The sequence below is a fragment of the Pseudarthrobacter sp. 05T312 genome (assembly GCF_056396685.1).
The window spans coordinates 1-17669 of the sequence record NZ_JBFTLY010000020.1 but is presented as its reverse complement, the minus strand read 5'-3'; the positions used below and the strand labels follow the sequence as shown (position 1 = coordinate 17669).

The following is a 17669-nucleotide window of genomic DNA, read 5'->3' as shown; positions in this document are numbered from 1 at the left end:
CCTAGAAGAGGGCGACCTTGGGCACGGCGGGGAAGATGTCGTCGAGTGTGGCGAGGTCCTCAGGGGTGGGGGTCCAGTTAGCGGCTTCGGCGTTCTGCCGGACCTGCTCCGGCCGGGTGGCGCCGGCGATGACGCTGGCCACCGAGGGCTGGGCTGCGAGCCAGGAGAAAGCCACCTCAATCTCCGTGAGGCCGCGTTCTTTCGCGAAGGCGCTGTACCTGCCCAACTGGTCCCAGTCGGCGTCGTCCACCATGTTGGTGCGGGTGTGGCTGAGCCGGGACCCTTCGGGGGCGTGGCCCGGGGAGTACTTGCCGGTGAGCAGGCCGTTGGCCAGCGGGAAGTACGGGAGGACGCCGAGGCCGAACTCCTCCGCGGCCGGGGTCACTTCCAGCTCGGCGCGCCGGTCCAGCAGGTTGTAGTGGTTTTGCGAGGAGATGAACCGGGAGGTCCCCAGTTCGCGGGCCACGTATTCCGCCTGGGCGATCTGCCACCCGGAGCGGTTGGAGTGGCCGATGTAGCGGACCTTGCCGCTGCGGACCAGGGTGTCCAGGGCTGCCAGGGTCTCGTCGATGGGCGTCAGCGGGTCCGGGGTGTGGAACTGGTAAAGGTCGATCCAGTCCGTATCCAGGCGCCGCAGCGAGGCTTCGACTGACTGGATGATGTACCGCCGGGAGCCGCGGGCACCGAAGTCGGGGCCGTTGGCGCCCCGGGTGTCCATCCCGAACTTGGTGGCAACCACCACGTCTGCGCGCCGGCGCCCGAGCGCCTTGCCCAGCATGGTTTCGCTGAGCCCGGGTTCCTTGCCGTAGTTGTCTGCCACGTCGAACAGGGTGATGCCGGCGTCGATCGCGGCATTCACGACGCCGTCCGTGGCGTCCTGCGACTCGGTGGCGGTGTTGGCGCGGCCCAGGTTGTTGCAGCCCAGGCCAACGGTGGAGACGGTCAGGCCTGATTTTCCAACACGGCGGTAGCTGGTCACGAACGTCTCCTAGAGGCTGAAGCTGCTGGCGGGCTTGGCGGAATGCTTGAGTTTGTACTGGTCCGGCTGGCTGTACGGGGCAGCCCCGATGCTGAGCTTGGTGAAGTCGAGGTCCTCGTTGCGGGCGCAGACCTTGATGGCGCTGACGGCCTTGTTCACATCCGGGCACAGGCAGAAGATGTTCAGCTTGTAGTCGGTGAATTCGGAGCGTTCCACCGTTCCCAATCCGCGCCAGGCCAGGTGGCTGATGAGGGAGTCCTTGGCCTTCTGTTCAAGGCGTCGGTCACGGTCGGTGCCGTCCTTGGTCTTGAGGGCGAACTGGACCACCACCCAGGACTGCTCCCCGTTGGGGACTTCGGCGTAGCCGTCCTCCGCGCACTGGGCTGCGAAGGCGTCCAGGAGGCCGTCGGCAGCGGCGGCGTCGGGGACATCCGTTTCCTCAGTCTTGCTCTGGTGCCCCACGGCGCCGAAGTTCATGACGAACTGGGAATACTCTTCGTCGAACCAGGCCTCCCTGAAATGGAGGGCGCCTTCGTCGTCGCGCTTGTAGACCCTGACAATGCCGCTCATGTGGTGCGTCCTTTGGTAAACCATTCGACGTCGGTGCCGTCGAATGGCGCGTGCTGTGCCTTCACGGCGTGGTAGAGCCCGTCCGCGGCAGCCTGGATATCCTCGATCAGCCGCTGGGGGTAGTGCATTGAGACGCTGTGCTCCGCGAACTCGTCCTGGTCGTCGATGAAGACGCCGCGGGCCTCGGTCCGGATGACGTCGAGATCCATGTCGATCACATGGAACTCAGTCACGGCAGGCCGGATGTGTGTCCACTCATGGCCTACCGCGAGGTCGATGTAGACCCGCACTCCACCGGGGTGCGCGGAGTCGTAGAACGTGGCCACCCAGTCACCTTGCCGCGGCACCAGGAGGACAGCGTCCGAGCGTGTGTAGAACGCAGCGCCCGGGCGGGAGCAGAATTCGTTGGTGCCCTGGAAGATCCACCACCCGTGTTCGTCTTCGCCGAGGTAGCGCCCGGGTACCACCCAGTGGGCCTTGCCGTTCCATTTCCGGTTCCTGGAGACCACCAGCTGGCCTGGCTCGAGCCCATTCGGAACCCGGGTGGTCGTGGTGTGCAGGACTGGTCCGGATTCCCCCGCCGGCCCGGGATACTTCAGCTCGTCCTCGTCCCTCACAGGATCGGAAGGCTGCCGGTGGTGGGGTGCTGCTGCCCGGGGAGGGGCCGTGCGAAGGGGACCTTGGTTCCCAGGACCTGCGCGACGACGTCGTGCGTGATCTGCTGGGCGGTCAGCCCAACGCGCTCCAGCACCTGGTTGCGGGTGCCATGGTCGAGGAACTCCACGGGCAGGCCTACCTCGTTCAGTGCCGTGTCCACACCGGCGGCGCGCATCTCCTGGCGGATGCGGGAACCGACGCCGCCCGCGCGGACGCCGTCTTCGATGCAGATGACCAGGCGGTGGTGCGAGGCCAACGCGATGATGGAACGGCGGACGGGGAGGACCCAGCGGGGGTCCACCACGGTGGTGCTGATGCCCTGCGCGCCGAGCCGGTTGGAGACATCCAACGCCAGTTCTGCCATGGCGCCGACGCTGACGATCAGGACGTCGTTTTCGGTGGAGCCGGACGGCCTGCGGGCCAGGATGTCCGCGCCGTCGCTGAGCCGTTCCACTGCCTCGACGGCGGGGCCGACGGATCCCTTGGAGAAGCGGACGACGCTGGGCGCGTCATCGATGGCCACGGCTTCGCGCAGTTCCTCGCGGAGCCGGGTGGCGTCGCGGGGCGCGGCGAGGTGCAGCCCGGGGACGATCTGGACCATGGCCATGTCCCACATCCCGTGGTGGCTGGCGCCGTCCGGGCCCGTGACGCCGGCGCGGTCAAGGACGATGGTAACGCCTGCCTTGTGGAGGGCCACGTCCATGAGCAGCTGGTCGAAGGCCCGGTTCAGGAATGTGGCGTAGACGGCCACCACCGGGTGCAGGCCGCCAAAGGCCATGCCTGCGGCGGCGGTCAGCGCATGCTGCTCGGCGATGCCGACGTCGATGACGCGCTTGGGGTGCTTGGCGGCGAACTTGTGCAGGCCCACGGGAATCAGCATGGCCCCGGTGATGCCCACGATGTCGTCGCGCTCGTCGGCGATGGCGGCGATTTCATCGGCAAACACCGAGGTCCAGGACTGGGCTCCCCCGGTGCCGGTGGGCTCGCCGGTTTCGGGGTCGATGATCCCAACGGCATGGAACTGGTCCGCTTCATGGGCACGGGCCGGAGCGTAGCCGTGGCCCTTCTCCGTCATGGCATGGACGATCACGGGACCGCCGTAGTTCCTGGCGGTGGACAGTGCATGCTCCATGGCCTGGAGGTTGTGGCCATCCACCGGGCCGATGTACTTCATGCCGAGGTCCTCGAACATGCCCTGCGGCGCCCACCAGTCCTTGATGCCCTTTTTCATGGCGTGCAGGCTCTTGTAGGTGAACTGCCCCACGGGGCCGCCGTCCTGCAGCTTCTTCTTCCACCAGTCGAGGGCGCCCTCGTAGGCCGGGGCGGCGCGGAAGGAGTCGATGGTGGGGCGCAGGGACGCCAGGTAGTCGGCGAATCCGCCAACGGTGGGTGCATAGGAACGGCCGTTGTCGTTGACGACGATAACCACGCGGCGCTTCTTGTCCGCCGCAATGTTGTTGATGGCTTCCCAGGCCATTCCGCCGGTGAGCGCTCCATCGCCGATGATGGCCACCACGTGCCGGTCGCCTTCGCCGGTGAGCTGGCGGGCCCGGGAGATACCGTCCGCCCAGGACAGGGACGACGACGCATGCGAGCTTTCCACAATGTCGTGTTCGGATTCGGCCCGGTCCGGGTAGCCGGAGAGGCCGCCTTCCTGGCGGAGAGTGCTGAAGTCCTGCCGTCCCGTCAGCAGCTTGTGGACGTAGGACTGGTGCCCCGTGTCAAAGACGATGCTGTCGCGGGGGGATTCGAAGATGCGGTGCACGGCCAGCGTCAGTTCCACGACGCCGAGGTTGGGCCCGAGGTGGCCGCCCGTCTGGGAGACGTTCGTGATCAGGAAATCCCTGATCTCCGAGGCCAGCTGTTCCAGCTGTTCCTCGGTCAACTCGTTCAGGTCCTGCGGATTCCGGATGGTGTCCAAGATTCCCAATGACCCCTCCTTCGGGTGGTAGACGTGCCGTTTAACTCTAACGCCTCGGTGTGAATGCAAAGCCGAAGCCCCGGCTGGTCGGTGACCGGCCGGGGCTTCGGGGTGGATGGTGACTGCTGTCGGAACCCGCTAGTTCGCGGAGATCTGGCGCAGCACGTACTGCAGGATGCCACCGTTGCGGTAGTAGTCCGCTTCACCCGGGGTATCGATGCGCAGCACGGCGTCGAACGACTTGGAGGAGCCGTCCTCTGCGGTGGCGGTGACCTTCAGGGTCTTGGGCGTGGTGCCCTCGTTGAGGGCGGTGACGCCTTCAACCGAGAAGGTTTCCGTGCCGGTCAGGCCCAGGCTGGCAGCGTTCTCGCCGGCCGGGTACTGCAGCGGCAGGACGCCCATGCCGATGAGGTTGGAGCGGTGGATACGCTCGTAGCTCTCGGCGATGACGGCCTTGACACCCAGCAGCGCGGTGCCCTTGGCAGCCCAGTCACGCGATGATCCGGAACCGTATTCCTTGCCGGCCAGGACCACCAGCGGGGTGCCGGCTGCCTGGTAGTTCTGCGCGGCGTCGTAGACGTAGGCCTGCGGGCCGTCGGCCTGGGTGAAGTCACGGGTGAAGCCACCCTCGACGCCGTCCAGGAGCTGGTTCTTGATGCGGATGTTCGCGAACGTGCCGCGGATCATCACTTCGTGGTTGCCACGGCGCGAGCCGTAGGAGTTGAAGTCCTTGCGCTCCACGCCGTTGGCCAGCAGGTACTGGCCGGCGGGGGTGTCGGACTTGAAGGATCCGGCCGGAGAGATGTGGTCGGTGGTGACCGAGTCGCCGAGCTTCAGGAGCACGCGGGCGCCCGAGATGTCCTGGACGGGCTCCGGCTGGGCCTTCATGCCCTCGAAGTATGGGGGCTTCCGGACGTAGGTGGACTTCTCGTCCCAGGCAAAGGTGTCGCCGGCCGGGGTGTCGAGGGCCTTCCAGCGGTCGTCGCCCTCGAAGACGCCCTCGTAGCCGCGGGCGAACATGCCCTTGTCGATGGAGGAGTCGATGACCTGCTGGACCTCAACCGGGTTCGGCCAGATGTCCTTCAGGAAGACGTCGTTGCCGGCTTCGTCCTGGCCCAGGGCGTCGTTCTCGAAATCGAAGTCCATGGTTCCGGCCAGGGCGTACGCGATGACCAGCGGCGGGGAGGCCAGGTAGTTCATCTTGACGTCCGGGTTGATCCGGCCTTCGAAGTTGCGGTTGCCCGAGAGGACTGCGGTGACGGAGAGGTCGTTGGCCTGGATGGCCTCGGAGATCTCGGCGTCGAGGGGGCCGGAGTTGCCGATGCAGGTGGCGCAGCCGTAGCCCACGATGTAGAAGCCGAGCTTCTCCAGGTAGGGGGTCAGGCCCGACTTGTTGTAGTAGTCGGTGACAACCTTGGAACCGGGGGCAACGGAGGTCTTGACCCACGGCTTGGCGGCGAGGCCCTTTTCGACGGCGTTGCGGGCCAGCAGTGCTGCGGCCAGCATCACGGACGGGTTGGACGTGTTGGTGCAGGAGGTGATCGAGGCGATCGACACCGCACCGTGGTCCAGCTCGAATTCGCGGCCGTCGGCGGTCTTGACGGCCACCTTCTTCGCCGGGCGGCCGTTGGACTTCGGACCGTGGGCGTGCGGGGCTTCCTCGGAGAGGTGCGTTGCCGTGGCGGTGAACGACGGTGAGTCGGACGCCGGGAAGCTCTCGTCGATCGCTTCGTCCAGGCTGCCGTCGGCGAGGTCCACCTTGACGTAGTTGCGCAGGTCCTCGCGGAACTGGGCCTTGGACTCGGAGAGGATGATGCGGTCCTGCGGCCGCTTGGGGCCGGAAATCGACGGCACCACCGTGGACAGGTCCAGTTCCAGGTACTCGGAGAACTTGATGTCGCGGGAAGGATCGTGCCAGAGGCCCTGTTCCTTGGCGTACTGCTCGACAAGTGCCACGTTCTGGTCTGAGCGGCCCGTGAGGCGCAGGTAGTCCAGGGTGACGTCATCGATGGGGAACATGGCGGCGGTGGAACCGAACTCGGGGCTCATGTTGCCGATGGTGGCGCGGTTGGCCAGCGGCACTGCTGCGACGCCTTCGCCGTAGAACTCAACGAACTTGCCCACCACGCCGTGCTGGCGCAGCATTTCGGTGATGGTCAGGACCACGTCCGTTGCGGTGGCGCCGGCGGGGATGCTGCCGCTGAGCTTGAAGCCCACGACGCGCGGGATGAGCATGGAGACGGGCTGGCCGAGCATCGCTGCCTCGGCTTCGATGCCGCCGACCCCCCAGCCCAGCACGCCCAGGCCGTTGACCATGGTGGTGTGCGAGTCGGTGCCAACGCAGGTGTCAGGGTAGGCGCGCAGCGCACCGTCCACTTCGCGGGTCATGACGGTGCGGGCCAGGTACTCGATGTTGACCTGGTGCACAATGCCGGTTCCCGGGGGAACAACCTTGAAGTCGTCAAAAGCGGTCTGGCCCCAGCGCAGGAACTGGTAACGCTCACCGTTGCGCTGGTATTCGATCTCCATGTTGCGCTCCAGTGCGCCGGAGTTGCCGAAGGCGTCGATCTGGACGGAGTGGTCGATGACCATCTCGGCGGGAGCCAGGGGGTTGACCCGCTTGGGGTCGCCGCCCAGGTCCTTGACCGCTTCACGCATGGTGGCCAGGTCCACCACGCAGGGAACGCCGGTGAAGTCCTGCATGATCACGCGCGCCGGCGTGAACTGGATTTCTGTATCGGGCTCCGCATTCGGATCCCAGCCTGCCAAAGCGCGGACGTGATCGGCAGTGATGTTCGCGCCGTCCTCGGTCCTCAGCAGGTTTTCAAGCAATACCTTGAGGCTGAACGGAAGGTTTTCTGCACCTTCAACGGAGTTCAACCGGAAAATTTCGTACTCGGTTCCGGCTACATTAAGTTTGCCTTTTGAACCGAAGCTGTCCACAGTGCTCATCGCAGGACTCCTCTCGCAACAGTTTCATCTTTGTCGCGCGGTTGACCGCCTGCTAGTTAGGAAGCCCTAAGTAGCTCCAGGGCCCGAAAATTTGCACACGGCCGGCCGAGAATTCGGGCGCGACGTGGGACTACTACGGCCATCGTAGTCGAAAACCGCACCGGCATCACGGAGCCGGAGTCAGCAACGCCACCGTCTCGAGGTGGTGGGTGTGGGGGTACAGGTCGAACGCCCGGAGCCCCGCGAGTACCCACCCGGAGCGGCGGAAGTAACCGAGGTCACGTGCGAACGACGCCGGATCGCAGGACACATAGGCAATGGCCCGGGGCTGGGCGGCCACGAGTTGCCCGACGACGGCTTTCCCGGCACCGGCGCGGGGCGGGTCAAGGACCAGCGCGTCGAAATTCCGCGGTTTCTGGCGAAGGACCCGTTCCACGCGCCCCTGGATTACTTCCACCTGGGGCGCAGAATGCAGGTTCTTCCGGGCGTCGCGGCTGGTGCCCGGGGCCCCTTCGACCGAAAGCACGGACCCTGTCTCCCCTACTGCGTCGGCCAGTACGGCGGTGAAGAGCCCCGCGCCGGCGTAGAGATCAGCCACCACCGCACCGGGGTTGAGGAAGTCCCCCTGACGCAGGAATTCTGTGACAGCACCCACAAGCGTCCCGGGCGCGTCGCGGTGGATCTGCCAGAAACCCTCGCCGGTCACCCGGTAGTCATGGCCGGCGGCGGATTCCTGCACCCAGGTGCGCCCCCGGAGCTGCGTGACCGTGCCGGCCAGCGGATCAAAGGCGGCCACCGAGGCCTCCTCCGGCAGCGCGGCGGCGATGGCCCGCAACCGCTTGTCCTTGGTTCCGGGCGCGGGGGCCAGGAGCACCAGGGGGCGGGAACCGTTGGCCGGAGCGGCCACCTCGACCCGTTCGATGCCCTGCAGGTCCAGGTCCCAGAGGCGCAGCGCGTTGATGGCTTCGCTGGCCAGCGGCATCTCCCGCACCGGAACGATGAAGTCGGAACGGTGCGCGTGCATCCCCAGCCTGCCGCCGGAGGTGACCGAAAAACTCGCCCGCGTGCGCCACCCAAGGCCGGTGCCGCCGTCGTCCGCTTCCCCCACGGGTTCCACGGCACCGTCCCACATGGACGGCACCTGCTCGAAGCCGGCAAGCCGGGTGAGCTGCTCGGCGAGCACGTCCGCCTTCAGGCTGCGCTGTTTGGCCAGCGCCATGTGCCCGAATTCGGCACCGCCCACCGGCGGGTGGCCGTGGCCCCAGGCGCGCAGGGAATCGGCCACGTGCCAGAAGTGCTCCACCCGGTCCGGGGACGCTTCGAGCACCTCGGTGACATCGGCGCGCCAGAATTTGGCACTGTCCCCCGCATCGGTCAGCCGGACCCGGACCTTTTCGCCCGGAACGGCGTGCCGGACAAAGACCACCCGGCCCTCATGGCGCGCCACGCAGTGCCCGCCGTGGGCCACCGGTCCGACGTCGAGCACAGCCTCCTGGCCGGTGTGGCCGGCTTGGTCCCCTTCCGCTGGAGCAGTTACCGGCTGGTCGGCGGGGGAAGTTCTGGTGGTCACTGGACGTCCTGGAGGTTCTTGGCTTCTTCGGAGGATTTGAGCTGCCAGGGAACGCTGGCCACCATGACGCCCGGTTCGAAGTGCAGCCGGGTCTTGATGCGGAGGGCTGTCTGGTTGTGCACCAGCTGTTCCCACCACTTACCCACCACGTACTCGGGGATGTAGACCACCACCAGGTCCCGCGGGGAGTCCAGGCGCATCTGCTTGACGTAGTCCATGATGGGCGTAACCGTCTCACGGTACGGGCTGGCGAGGACGGTCAGCGGAACCGGGATCTCGAGCTTTTCCCAGTCGGCGATGGTGTGCGCCGTCTCGTCCGGGTCGATGTCCACCGTGATGGCGTCCAGCCGGGAGGGCCGGGACGCGCGGGCGTAGGCCAGGGCACGCAGGACGGGCTTGCGGACGTGCGAGACCAGCAAAACGGCGTGGACCCGGGTGGGCAGGGCGCGGGGCGAGGAGTCCTCGTCCACCGCGAGTTCCTTGGCCACGTTGTCGTAGTGGGCCCGGATGCTCCACATGATCAGGAAGAGGATGAACATGGCCAGCAGCGCAATCCAGGCGCCCTGCTGGAACTTTGTGATCAGCACGATGACCAGCACCAGTCCGGTCATTCCGAAGCCGATGCTGTTGATGGTCCGCGACTTGATCATCTTGCGCCGGACGGCCTTGTCCTTGGCCAGTTTCAGTTCGCGGCCCCAGTGCCGGATCATGCCGAGCTGGCTGAGGGTGAAGGAGATGAAGACGCCCACGATGTACAGCTGGATCAGCTTGGTGACGTCGGCATCGAAGGAGATGATCAGGATCAGGGCACCTGCCGCGAGGGCCAGCACGCCGTTGCTGAACGCGAGCCTGTCGCCGCGGGTCCGGAGCTGGCGGGGCAGGTAGCCGTCCTGGGCGAGGATGGAGCCCAGGACCGGGAAGCCGTTGAAGGCAGTGTTGGAAGCGAACACCAGGATGACGCCGGTGGCGGCCACCACGATATAGAAGGGGATGCTGCCGGCGCCGAAGATCGTTTGCGCAATCTGGCTGATGGCCGGGTTCTGGATGTAGCCCTCTGGCAGAGGGTTGCCGTTGAGCAGGAATTCCTTGGCGGGGTCCAGCACAATGTGGACCTTGGTGGCGTTGGCCAGGTAGATGATGCCGGCCAGCATGGCGGCGCCGATCACACCCAGGAGGAGCAGCGTGGTGGCAGCGTTCTTGCTCTTGGGGTGCCGGAAGTTGGGGACGCCGTTGCTGATGGCCTCGACGCCGGTCAGCGCGGCGGCGCCGGAGGAGAAGGCCCGCAGCAGCAGGAAAGCACCGGCCAGGCCCACCAGGCCCTGGTCGAAGCCCTCGGCCGGGACGATGGTGAAGGCAGCCGACGGCGCCTGCCCCAACTGCCCCGTGGCAGCCTGGAACATGCCCACGGCCGTCATGCCCAGGATGGACGCCATGAAGATGTAAGTGGGGACGGCGAAGACGCTGCCCGCCTCCTTGATGCCGCGCAGGTTCACCAGCGCGAGGATGACGACGCCGATGGTGGCGATGACGGCCTGCTCACCGTGCAGGGACGGTACAGCCGTGGTGAGGTAGGCGGCCGCCGAGGACATGGACACGGCCACGGTCAGGACATAGTCCACCAGGAGGGCCGACGCCACCGTCAGGCCGGCGTACTTGCCCATGTTCTCGTTGGCGATCTCGTAATCGCCGCCGCCTGACGGGTAGGCGTGCACGTTCTGCCGGTAGGAGGCCACCACGGTCAGCAGCACCACCATCACGGCCAGGCCAACCCAGGGCGAGATGGCCACGGCGCTGACACCGGCCAGCGCCAGGGTGAGCAGGATCTCGTCCGGCGCGTAGGCCACCGACGACAGGGCGTCCGAGGCGAAAATCGGGAGGGCGATCTTCTTGGGAAGCAGGGTATGGGCCAGGCGGTCATTCCGGAAGGGCCTGCCCACCAGCACGCGTTTGACGGCGTTCAGTATTGTCAACACCCCACAAAGCTAGTCTGATTCGCGGTCGATGTCATGACGGGCGCCTGCCAGTCCTAACAGGTGCCATGCCGGTAGAGTTCTAGCTGCACGATCCAGACACAGCTACAGAGGAGATACGGTGGCGCATTTCGTGATCATGGGATGTGGCCGGGTGGGGGCAACGCTGGCGCACACGCTGGAGGATGCCGGCCATTCCGTGGCCATCATCGACCAGGATGACCGCGCGTTCCGCCGGCTCCGCCAGGGCTTCACCGGCCGGAAGGTCACCGGTGTGGGCTTTGACCGGGAGACCCTCAAGCAGGCCGGTGTGGGCGAGGCCTACGCCTTCGCCGCCGTCTCCAGCGGTGACAACTCAAACATCCTGGCCACCCGGGTGGCCAGGGAAACCTTCCACGTCCCGCATGTCGTCGCCAGGATCTACGATCCCGGACGTGCCGAGATCTACCAGCGCCTGGGCATCCCCACGGTGGCCGCCGTCCGCTGGAGCGCTGACCAGGTGCTGCGCCGCATCCTGCCCGAACAACACCTCGCCGGTGATTTCCGTGAGCCGTCCGGGCGGCTGGTCCTGGCCGAACTGGACCTCGACGCAGGCTGGATTGGACACCGGATCAGCAGCATCGAAAAGGCTGCCGACGTCCGGGTTGCCTATGTGACCCGCTTCGGCGAGGGCCTGCTCCCTGACGCGGGAACGGCGTACCAGGACGGCGACACCGTGCACGCCATGCTGCAGGTGGACCGCAGCGCCCAGATCGCCCAGATCCTCGCCAAAGCCCCCGCCAAGGAGTACCAGTGAAAGTCGTTATCGTCGGCGCCGGCAGCGTCGGATCATCCATTGCCCGGGAACTGCTGGCGCACAAGCACGAGATCCTGCTGATCGACCTCAAGCCCGAGGTGATCGGCCGCAGCGGGCTGCGGGGCGCCCATTGGCTGGTGGGCGACGCCTGCGAGCTCTCCACCCTGCAGGGCGCGAAGGTGGAGGACGCCGACGTCGTGGTCTCCGCAACGGGCGACGACAAGGTCAACCTGGTGGTGTCCCTGCTCGCAAAGACCGAGTTTGGGGTGGGCCGCACCGTGGGCCGGGTCAACAACCCGAAGAACGACTGGATGTTCAACGACTCCTGGGGCGTCGACGTGGCCGTCAACACGCCGCAGCTGATGACCGCACTGGTGGAGGAGGCAGTGGAGATCGGCGACCTGGTCCGCCTGCTGACGCTGCAGACCGGAGTGGCATCACTGGTGGAATTCACCGTGCCGCACGATTCCCACGTGATCGGCATGACGGTGGGAGACATCCACTGGCCCGAGGACGCCACCCTGGTGGCGATCCTGCGCGACCAGGCACCCATCACGCCCAGCCGGGACGACGTCATCGACGGCGGCGACGAGCTCTTCTTCGTGACCACCATTGCTGCCGAGGACGGGCTGCGTGAGCTCCTGTCCTCCGCTCCGGGCAGCATCGACATAGGCGACCAGCCCTCGGACGGCGCCGAGCCGGCCACCGCGGGCAGCCACGGCCACGCGTTGGACGACGACGGCTTCGACGGTTAGTCGGCCGGCTCGGCCTTGGGTGCGGGCCGGGTTACCAGCCACGCCACCCAGATGCCCAGGATGTACAAGGGTGCGCCCATGATGAGGCGGGTGGTGGCCAGTGCGGCCAGGCCGTCCGTGCCCATAAGGTAGAGCGGCACCTGGACGATGAGCCGGAGGGCCAGGACCGCCACGATGATCCACGTGCCCAGCCGGTAGGCCTTGACCCGCGACGGTTCCTTGCGCCACTCGACGCCCTCGTTGCGGATGAAGCCGAAGAGGAGGCCCGCCACGGGCCACTTGACGGCGATGGAGAGAACCATCGCCAGGATGTACGCGCCATTGGTGAAGAAACCGGGAAGGTAGAAGTCCTCTGCCTTCCCGGTGGTGTTGGCAAGCCACGCGGAGATACCGACGCCGGCGACGCCCGCCAGCGCCTGGGTCAGCGGGCGCCGCTGCACCAGCCGCACCACGGTGAAGATGGCTGCCGAGGCCAGGGCGGCCACCAGGGACAGCGTGAGTTCGCGGGTGACGGTGAACGCGACCAGGAAGACCAGGCCGGGGACGATGCTCTCGGCAATGCCCTGCACTCCCCCGGCACTCCGGAGGACGTCCACCTGTCCGTCATGGCGGCGGTGAAGTCCGGCCTTGGCCGCGTACTCGGCGGCCAGCCCTGCCACCGGCGATGGACCGGCATCCTGCGGCGTGTCCTGCTGCCCGGCCCTGCCGGGCTTCTCAGGTCCGGTGGGCTGTTCGGGCTGCTGGGCGGTCATTCGTTCTCCTGGCGGGACAGTATCTCGTAGCGGGGGTTGAAGATGGTGGGCATGTCCTTGCCGCGGGCCAGCATCCCCTCAACCCGGATTTCCGCCCCGGCTTCGATGCCAGGAACCCGGCGGCGGCCCAGCCAGACAACGCGGAGCCGCGGAGGCCTGCCCTGTCCCGGGCCGGCGGGGCGGACAGCGTCGTCCTCCGAAACGATGGCGCTGAATTCGGCCGTCCGGTCGGCCGGGACGAATGTCACGGATTCGATATGCCCCTGGCACAGGACCCTGCCCCGGTCCGGCAATTGGCCCAGCGGCGTAATTCCACGTCCCGCCTGCGTGCTCCCGTTCTCCGGGGACTCAGCCGATCTGGGTGATTTCGGGACCACGTTCGGGCTCCTCCAAAGTGGGCGCGGCGGGCGGAGGAGTGGTTGAGGCGTCCTTGGGCAGCCGCAGCTGCAGCAGGTCGCGCGGCGGCATGGGGCTGTCTCCGCGGACCACCACGACCTGCCGGAACAGGGCCTCGAGCGGTTCGGCGGCCGGGCGTTCGAGCGCCGCGGGGCCACCCAGGACACCGCGGAGGAACCAGCGGGGTCCGTCCACGCCGATGAACCGGGCCACACGGTAGCCCTGGCTGCCATCGGGCAGCCCGGCCGGCAGCTTGGCCACCAGTTCCGTGCCGAAGGCGCCTTCCACCTCCTCAACCTGTCCGCCCTGCGCGCCCACCGACTGGCCGATCTGTTCCCGGATCTCGTCCCACAGTGTTTCCGTCTTGGGGGCGGCGAAGGCCTGGAGCTGGAGGCTGGATCCGTTCAGGTCCAGGGTGACAGCCACCACCCGCTGGGTCGCTTCTTCCACCTCGAGACGGAGCTGGAGGCCTTCGCTCGGAGTGATCAGCAGGGCGCCCAGGTCCACGAAGCCGTCACGGCTGCTGATCTCGGCCTCGTCGAACGGACCGTCCTGGCGGCGGGCCGCGGTGCCCGGTTCGCCTTCCCCGTCCTCTGCAATCGTCAGTTCTTCGTCCGGCTGCGCCGGTTCTTCGTTCTTTGTTTTCCTGCCGAGCCCAAAGACCATGGGTGACTCCTTATTCCTGAAAAATGTGCCAGTTCTGGATGGTGCCGGTGGGACCCATGGAGGTCCCGCCGTCGTACGTGCTGGCGTGGCAGCGGTGCGTGTGCGGGGTCAGGCCCCAGGAACGGTGAATCCGCCGGTGGACCCGAAGCCGCCCGTGCCGCGCACGGAACCGCTCAATTCGCTGACAGGAATGAACTGGGCGTACTCAACCCGCTGGATGACCATTTGGGCAATTCTATCGCCGCGCCGCAGCTCTATCGGCTGGGACGAGTCGGTATTCAACAGGGTCACCGAGATCTCGCCCCGGTAGCCCGCGTCCACGGTGCCTGGAGCGTTGACAATGGTGAGGCCGTGCTTGGTGGCCAGGCCGGAGCGGGGGTGGATCAGCGCCACGAAACCTTCGGGCAGCGCAATCGCGACGCCGGTGGGAACCAGCTTGCGCTCCCCGGGCAGCAGGACCACATCCTCGCGGGCACGCAGGTCCGCGCCGGCGTCACCCGGATGCGCGTAGGACGGCGCTTCCAGGTCCGGATCCAGCATTTTCAACTGGACCTCGAGGGTGGGGACGGCAGGTGCTGGCGATGCTGCGTCCGGGGCAAGGTCTACCGTGGCGGGATGATCAGTCACAGTCACTCACTCTAACCCGCGCCCACGGAACACTCATAAGGAACCCCCTTGGCAGACGGAGCTCCAGGCGGCTCCACCCAAGGTGAAATAGCGGGCCAAAGGTGGAAAGCTTGGCCTATGCCCGAATCAAGCTCGCCCGCGTCCGTTCCCAGCTCACCCTCCGCCGGGGCACCCGTTGTCTACCGGGAGAAGCTGTGGCCCAACGCCTGGATCTGGGTCATCGCAGCAGGCGTTTCCGCAGCAGGCATCCTGGTCTTCGCACCTATCAGCATGGCGGCCGGCTACACAGCGGCACTGATACTGCTGGCCATCATCACGGCCCTCCTGGTCCTATCGACCCCCGCCATCACCGTCACGGCGGATGCCCTCACGGTTGGAAGGGCCACCATCGAACGCCGGTTCGTGGGCGGCGTCCAGCAGTTCGAAGCCGGAGAAGCGACGGCGGAACGCGGCACCCGGCTTAATGGGCTCGCCTACCTTTGCATCCGCGGCTGGATTGATCCCGTGGTGAAAATCGAAATCACGGACCCCGCCGACCGCACCCCCTACTGGCTGGCTTCCACCCGGCACCCCGACAAGCTGACGGCCGCCTTGGTCCGGCAATAACGCTGCCTTCACTCCCCGTCCGGGCCCGGATCCGGCGGAAAATCACGGCGCGCCCTGTTCCTTGAGCCAATTCAGCGCTGCCGGGTGGCAGAGTTTCGATTGATAGTAATGCCAGGGTGGAGGATTTTGTATGCAGGATCTACGGCTTGTAGGCGTGCACGACGACGGGACGCATCTCCTGTTGAGCGGGGCCGGCGGCGAGATGTTCCAGCTGCCGATCGATGAAGCCCTCAGGACGGCCAGCCGGTCCACGGCCAAACCGCGGACGGAGCGGCCTGCCGTTCCCATGTCTCCACGGGATATCCAGGCCCGTATCCGTGCCGGCGCCACTGCTGCCGACGTAGCGGAGCTGTCCGGCATGCCGCTGGCCAAGGTGGAGCGCTACGAAGGCCCGGTCCTTGCTGAACGGGAGTACGTTGCGCAGCAGGCACGGAAGGTTGAAGTCGCGGCACCCTCCCCCGGCCATGACGCTTACCGGTCAGCGTTCGGCGACAACCCGGCAACCCTGGACGACATGGTGGCCCACCGCCTCTCGGCGCATGGCATCGATCCCGCCACCGTGGAATGGGACTCCTGGCGGCGCCAGGACGGTACGTGGACTGTCTCGGCAAACTTTGAGGCCAAATCCGGCGGAACCACCGGCATCGGCGAAGAACCTCCCGCGCTCTGGACCTTTAGCCCCGGACGCAAGTCGCTGCAGAACACCAACCGCTGGGCCCAGCAGTTGAGCGAACTCGAACCGTTGGATGGCCCCGTTCCGGCCCGCCGCCTCACTGCGGTTTCCGACCGCCCGTTCGATTTTGAAACTGACGCGGACAGCGCAAAGACATCTACCGGCAGCCAGGGTCCTGTCCAGGAAGCCGGGAAGGAATCCGACGGCCTCCTGGACATGCTCCGGTCGCGGCGCGGCCAGAGGCTGGGTGTGGACGAGGATTCGGACGACGCCCTGGCGCTGCTCCTGGCTCACGGTGTCCCGGCTGCCCACCCACGGCCTTCCGAGGTAGTCGCCGAAGCGCCTGCCGAGGCGGAACCGGAAGAGACCGAATCCCAGGACGGGCCGCAGGAAGCGCCTGCGGCGCAAGGTGATTCCTTTATCCGGCGCCGTGATGCGAGGCCGTCAATGTTGTCCCGGCTGAGCCTGCTTCCGCCGCACCGGGATGGCAACGATGACGCCCTGCGGCTTCACGACGGCGTCAGCACCGACACCCGGGAAATCACCATTGCGGCGTCCCCACAGAAGCCGTCCGGTTCCGCCCCTGCTGCCGGGTCCGGCAACTCCGGCGGCGCCGGGCTGGATGAGCTGCTGGGCAGCAATTCCCGCCGTCCGTCACCCAAGCAAAACGACGCGTCCCCCTCTACCGGGCAGTTGCCGGAGGCCGAGGCGCCGGAACGGCCAGCCCGGCCAAAGCGTTCCAGCGTCCCTTCCTGGGACGAAATCGTTTTCGGCACACGGAGCGACTAGGACCTTTCCTTCGTCCCGTTCCTGGGCTGGTTCCCGCCACTGCTGCATGCTAGGCTCCCCGCACCCGATCGGTCAGAAGCTGCACTTACCCCTGGAGGTTCGCTGTGCCGGACACCACCTGCCACATGTCAATGTCCCTGGACGGGTTCGTCGCCGGGCCTGACCAAAGCCTCGAGAACCCGCTGGGCAAGCGGGGGCTGGAACTTCACGGCTGGCACATCGGCGATCCCCGCGCCAACGAGGCCAACGGGATCGCGGCTGACTGGCTGATGCGCCCGCGCGGCGCCTACGTAATGGGCCGGAACATGTTTGGTCCCGTCCGCGGCGACTGGGACGAGGACTGGAGCGGATGGTGGGGCCCCGAGCCGCCCTACCATGCACCGGTGTTCGTCCTCACCCATTACCCGCATGATCCGATCCAGATGGAGGGCGGGACAACCTTCCACTTTGTCACCGACGGCTTCGATGCCGCGTACGCGGCGGCGGTCGAAGCGGCCGGGGGCAAGGGCGTGGATATAGCCGGCGGAGCATCCACCGTCCGCCAGGCCCTGGCCGCCGGCGTGATAGACGAGCTCACCCTGGACATCGCACCGGTTTTGCTCGGTTCGGGTGAACGGATTTTTGACGGTATTGAATCGTTTGGCTTCGAACCCGACGAGGTACTCCACTCTCCCCTGGCCACCCACATCCGCTACCGCCGGACGCCCCAGTAGCGATCAGCGCTCCCAACCAGGCGGCGCGCCTCACATGGGCGGGTCACACGGCAAGGTGCTGGAGGAGGGCATCTTCCAGAAGGCTCCGTTCTCCAGGCTTTTTGTACGCCTCCGGCAGGAAACCAGAGGGCCAGCGTGGTGGTTCCCAGTCCTGGTGTTCGCTCGGGTAGTGGCGGCCCGATGGTGAGGTCCAGCCTGGTGGTTCGTTCTTGGTGGCGGGGGTGGGTTTCCAGCCGGTGGTGTGGCGGAGTTTGTGGTGTTTGGGGCAGGGCTGTCC

Annotated in this window: 16 protein-coding genes and 1 pseudogene; 5 read left to right on the top strand and 12 right to left on the bottom strand. The window is 66.7% G+C overall.

The features are described from left to right. Window position 1: 1 nt before the first annotated feature. The 7 genes from AC1DIP_RS18755 to AC1DIP_RS18725 form a co-directional block, all read right to left on the bottom strand. Window positions 2-979, bottom strand: coding sequence for an aldo/keto reductase (locus tag AC1DIP_RS18755; protein ID WP_477734659.1), 978 nt, complete (start codon window positions 977-979; stop codon window positions 2-4). A gap of 9 nt (window positions 980-988) precedes the next feature. Beyond that, window positions 989-1549: a hypothetical protein gene (locus AC1DIP_RS18750; RefSeq protein ID WP_476210638.1), complete on the bottom strand. Its 561-nt coding sequence runs from the start codon at window positions 1547-1549 to the stop codon at window positions 989-991. Next, window positions 1546-2166 (bottom strand): DUF402 domain-containing protein, encoded by a 621-nt coding sequence (locus AC1DIP_RS18745; protein WP_476210636.1) that lies wholly within the window; start codon window positions 2164-2166, stop codon window positions 1546-1548. Before AC1DIP_RS18745 ends, AC1DIP_RS18750 begins: the two co-directional genes overlap by 4 nt. Beyond that, on the bottom strand, window positions 2163-4136 hold the full coding sequence (gene dxs / locus AC1DIP_RS18740) for a 1-deoxy-D-xylulose-5-phosphate synthase (protein ID WP_476210634.1): 1974 nt from the start codon (window positions 4134-4136) through the stop codon (window positions 2163-2165). Before dxs ends, AC1DIP_RS18745 begins: the two co-directional genes overlap by 4 nt. A 129-nt stretch (window positions 4137-4265) precedes the next feature. After that, complete coding sequence (locus AC1DIP_RS18735) at window positions 4266-7079, bottom strand: aconitate hydratase AcnA (RefSeq protein WP_476210632.1); 2814 nt, start codon at window positions 7077-7079, stop codon at window positions 4266-4268. Between the two features lie 166 nt (window positions 7080-7245). After that, complete coding sequence (locus AC1DIP_RS18730) at window positions 7246-8649, bottom strand: class I SAM-dependent RNA methyltransferase (protein WP_477734658.1); 1404 nt, start codon at window positions 8647-8649, stop codon at window positions 7246-7248. Then, a complete protein-coding gene (locus AC1DIP_RS18725) occupies window positions 8646-10622 on the bottom strand; it encodes an amino acid permease (RefSeq protein ID WP_476210628.1) in 1977 nt (658 codons plus the stop codon). Before AC1DIP_RS18725 ends, AC1DIP_RS18730 begins: the two co-directional genes overlap by 4 nt. A gap of 118 nt (window positions 10623-10740) precedes the next feature. Between AC1DIP_RS18725 and AC1DIP_RS18720 the strand changes: the two genes are divergently transcribed. Both AC1DIP_RS18720 and AC1DIP_RS18715 read left to right on the top strand, forming a co-directional pair. Then, a complete protein-coding gene (locus AC1DIP_RS18720) occupies window positions 10741-11415 on the top strand; it encodes a potassium channel family protein (protein ID WP_141160783.1) in 675 nt (224 codons plus the stop codon). Next, a complete protein-coding gene (locus tag AC1DIP_RS18715) occupies window positions 11412-12170 on the top strand; it encodes a potassium channel family protein (RefSeq protein WP_477734657.1) in 759 nt (252 codons plus the stop codon). Before AC1DIP_RS18720 ends, AC1DIP_RS18715 begins: the two co-directional genes overlap by 4 nt. Here the strand turns inward: AC1DIP_RS18715 and AC1DIP_RS18710 are convergent. The 4 genes from AC1DIP_RS18710 to dut form a co-directional block, all read right to left on the bottom strand. Next, the gene (locus tag AC1DIP_RS18710; protein ID WP_477734656.1) at window positions 12167-12922 is read right to left on the bottom strand and encodes a DUF3159 domain-containing protein; all 756 of its coding nucleotides are present in this window, start codon (window positions 12920-12922) and stop codon (window positions 12167-12169) included. The genes AC1DIP_RS18715 and AC1DIP_RS18710 overlap by 4 nt on opposite strands. Beyond that, complete coding sequence (locus tag AC1DIP_RS18705; protein ID WP_476210621.1) at window positions 12919-13170, bottom strand: single stranded DNA-binding domain-containing protein; 252 nt, start codon at window positions 13168-13170, stop codon at window positions 12919-12921. Before AC1DIP_RS18705 ends, AC1DIP_RS18710 begins: the two co-directional genes overlap by 4 nt. Window positions 13171-13270: 100 nt before the next feature. Beyond that, on the bottom strand, window positions 13271-13984 hold the full coding sequence (locus AC1DIP_RS18700) for a DUF3710 domain-containing protein (protein WP_477734655.1): 714 nt from the start codon (window positions 13982-13984) through the stop codon (window positions 13271-13273). A gap of 108 nt (window positions 13985-14092) precedes the next feature. Next, a complete protein-coding gene (gene dut / locus AC1DIP_RS18695) occupies window positions 14093-14611 on the bottom strand; it encodes a dUTP diphosphatase (RefSeq protein WP_477734654.1) in 519 nt (172 codons plus the stop codon). 117 nt (window positions 14612-14728) lie between these two features. Between dut and AC1DIP_RS18690 the strand changes: the two genes are divergently transcribed. The 3 genes from AC1DIP_RS18690 (at window position 14729) to AC1DIP_RS18680 (ending at window position 17392) form a co-directional block, all read left to right on the top strand. Further along, on the top strand, window positions 14729-15217 hold the full coding sequence (locus AC1DIP_RS18690) for a DUF3093 family protein (RefSeq protein ID WP_476210616.1): 489 nt from the start codon (window positions 14729-14731) through the stop codon (window positions 15215-15217). A gap of 130 nt (window positions 15218-15347) precedes the next feature. After that, window positions 15348-16679: a septation protein SepH gene (gene sepH / locus AC1DIP_RS18685; RefSeq protein ID WP_477734653.1), complete on the top strand. Its 1332-nt coding sequence runs from the start codon at window positions 15348-15350 to the stop codon at window positions 16677-16679. Between the two features lie 104 nt (window positions 16680-16783). Beyond that, window positions 16784-17392 carry a dihydrofolate reductase family protein gene (locus AC1DIP_RS18680; RefSeq protein WP_477734652.1) on the top strand — a complete coding sequence of 203 codons (609 nt, stop codon included), beginning with the start codon at window positions 16784-16786 and terminating at the stop codon, window positions 17390-17392. A 43-nt stretch (window positions 17393-17435) separates the two neighbouring features. Here the strand turns inward: AC1DIP_RS18680 and AC1DIP_RS18675 are convergent. Then, window positions 17436-17669 (bottom strand): annotated as a pseudogene (locus AC1DIP_RS18675) (HNH endonuclease); the annotation flags it as partial.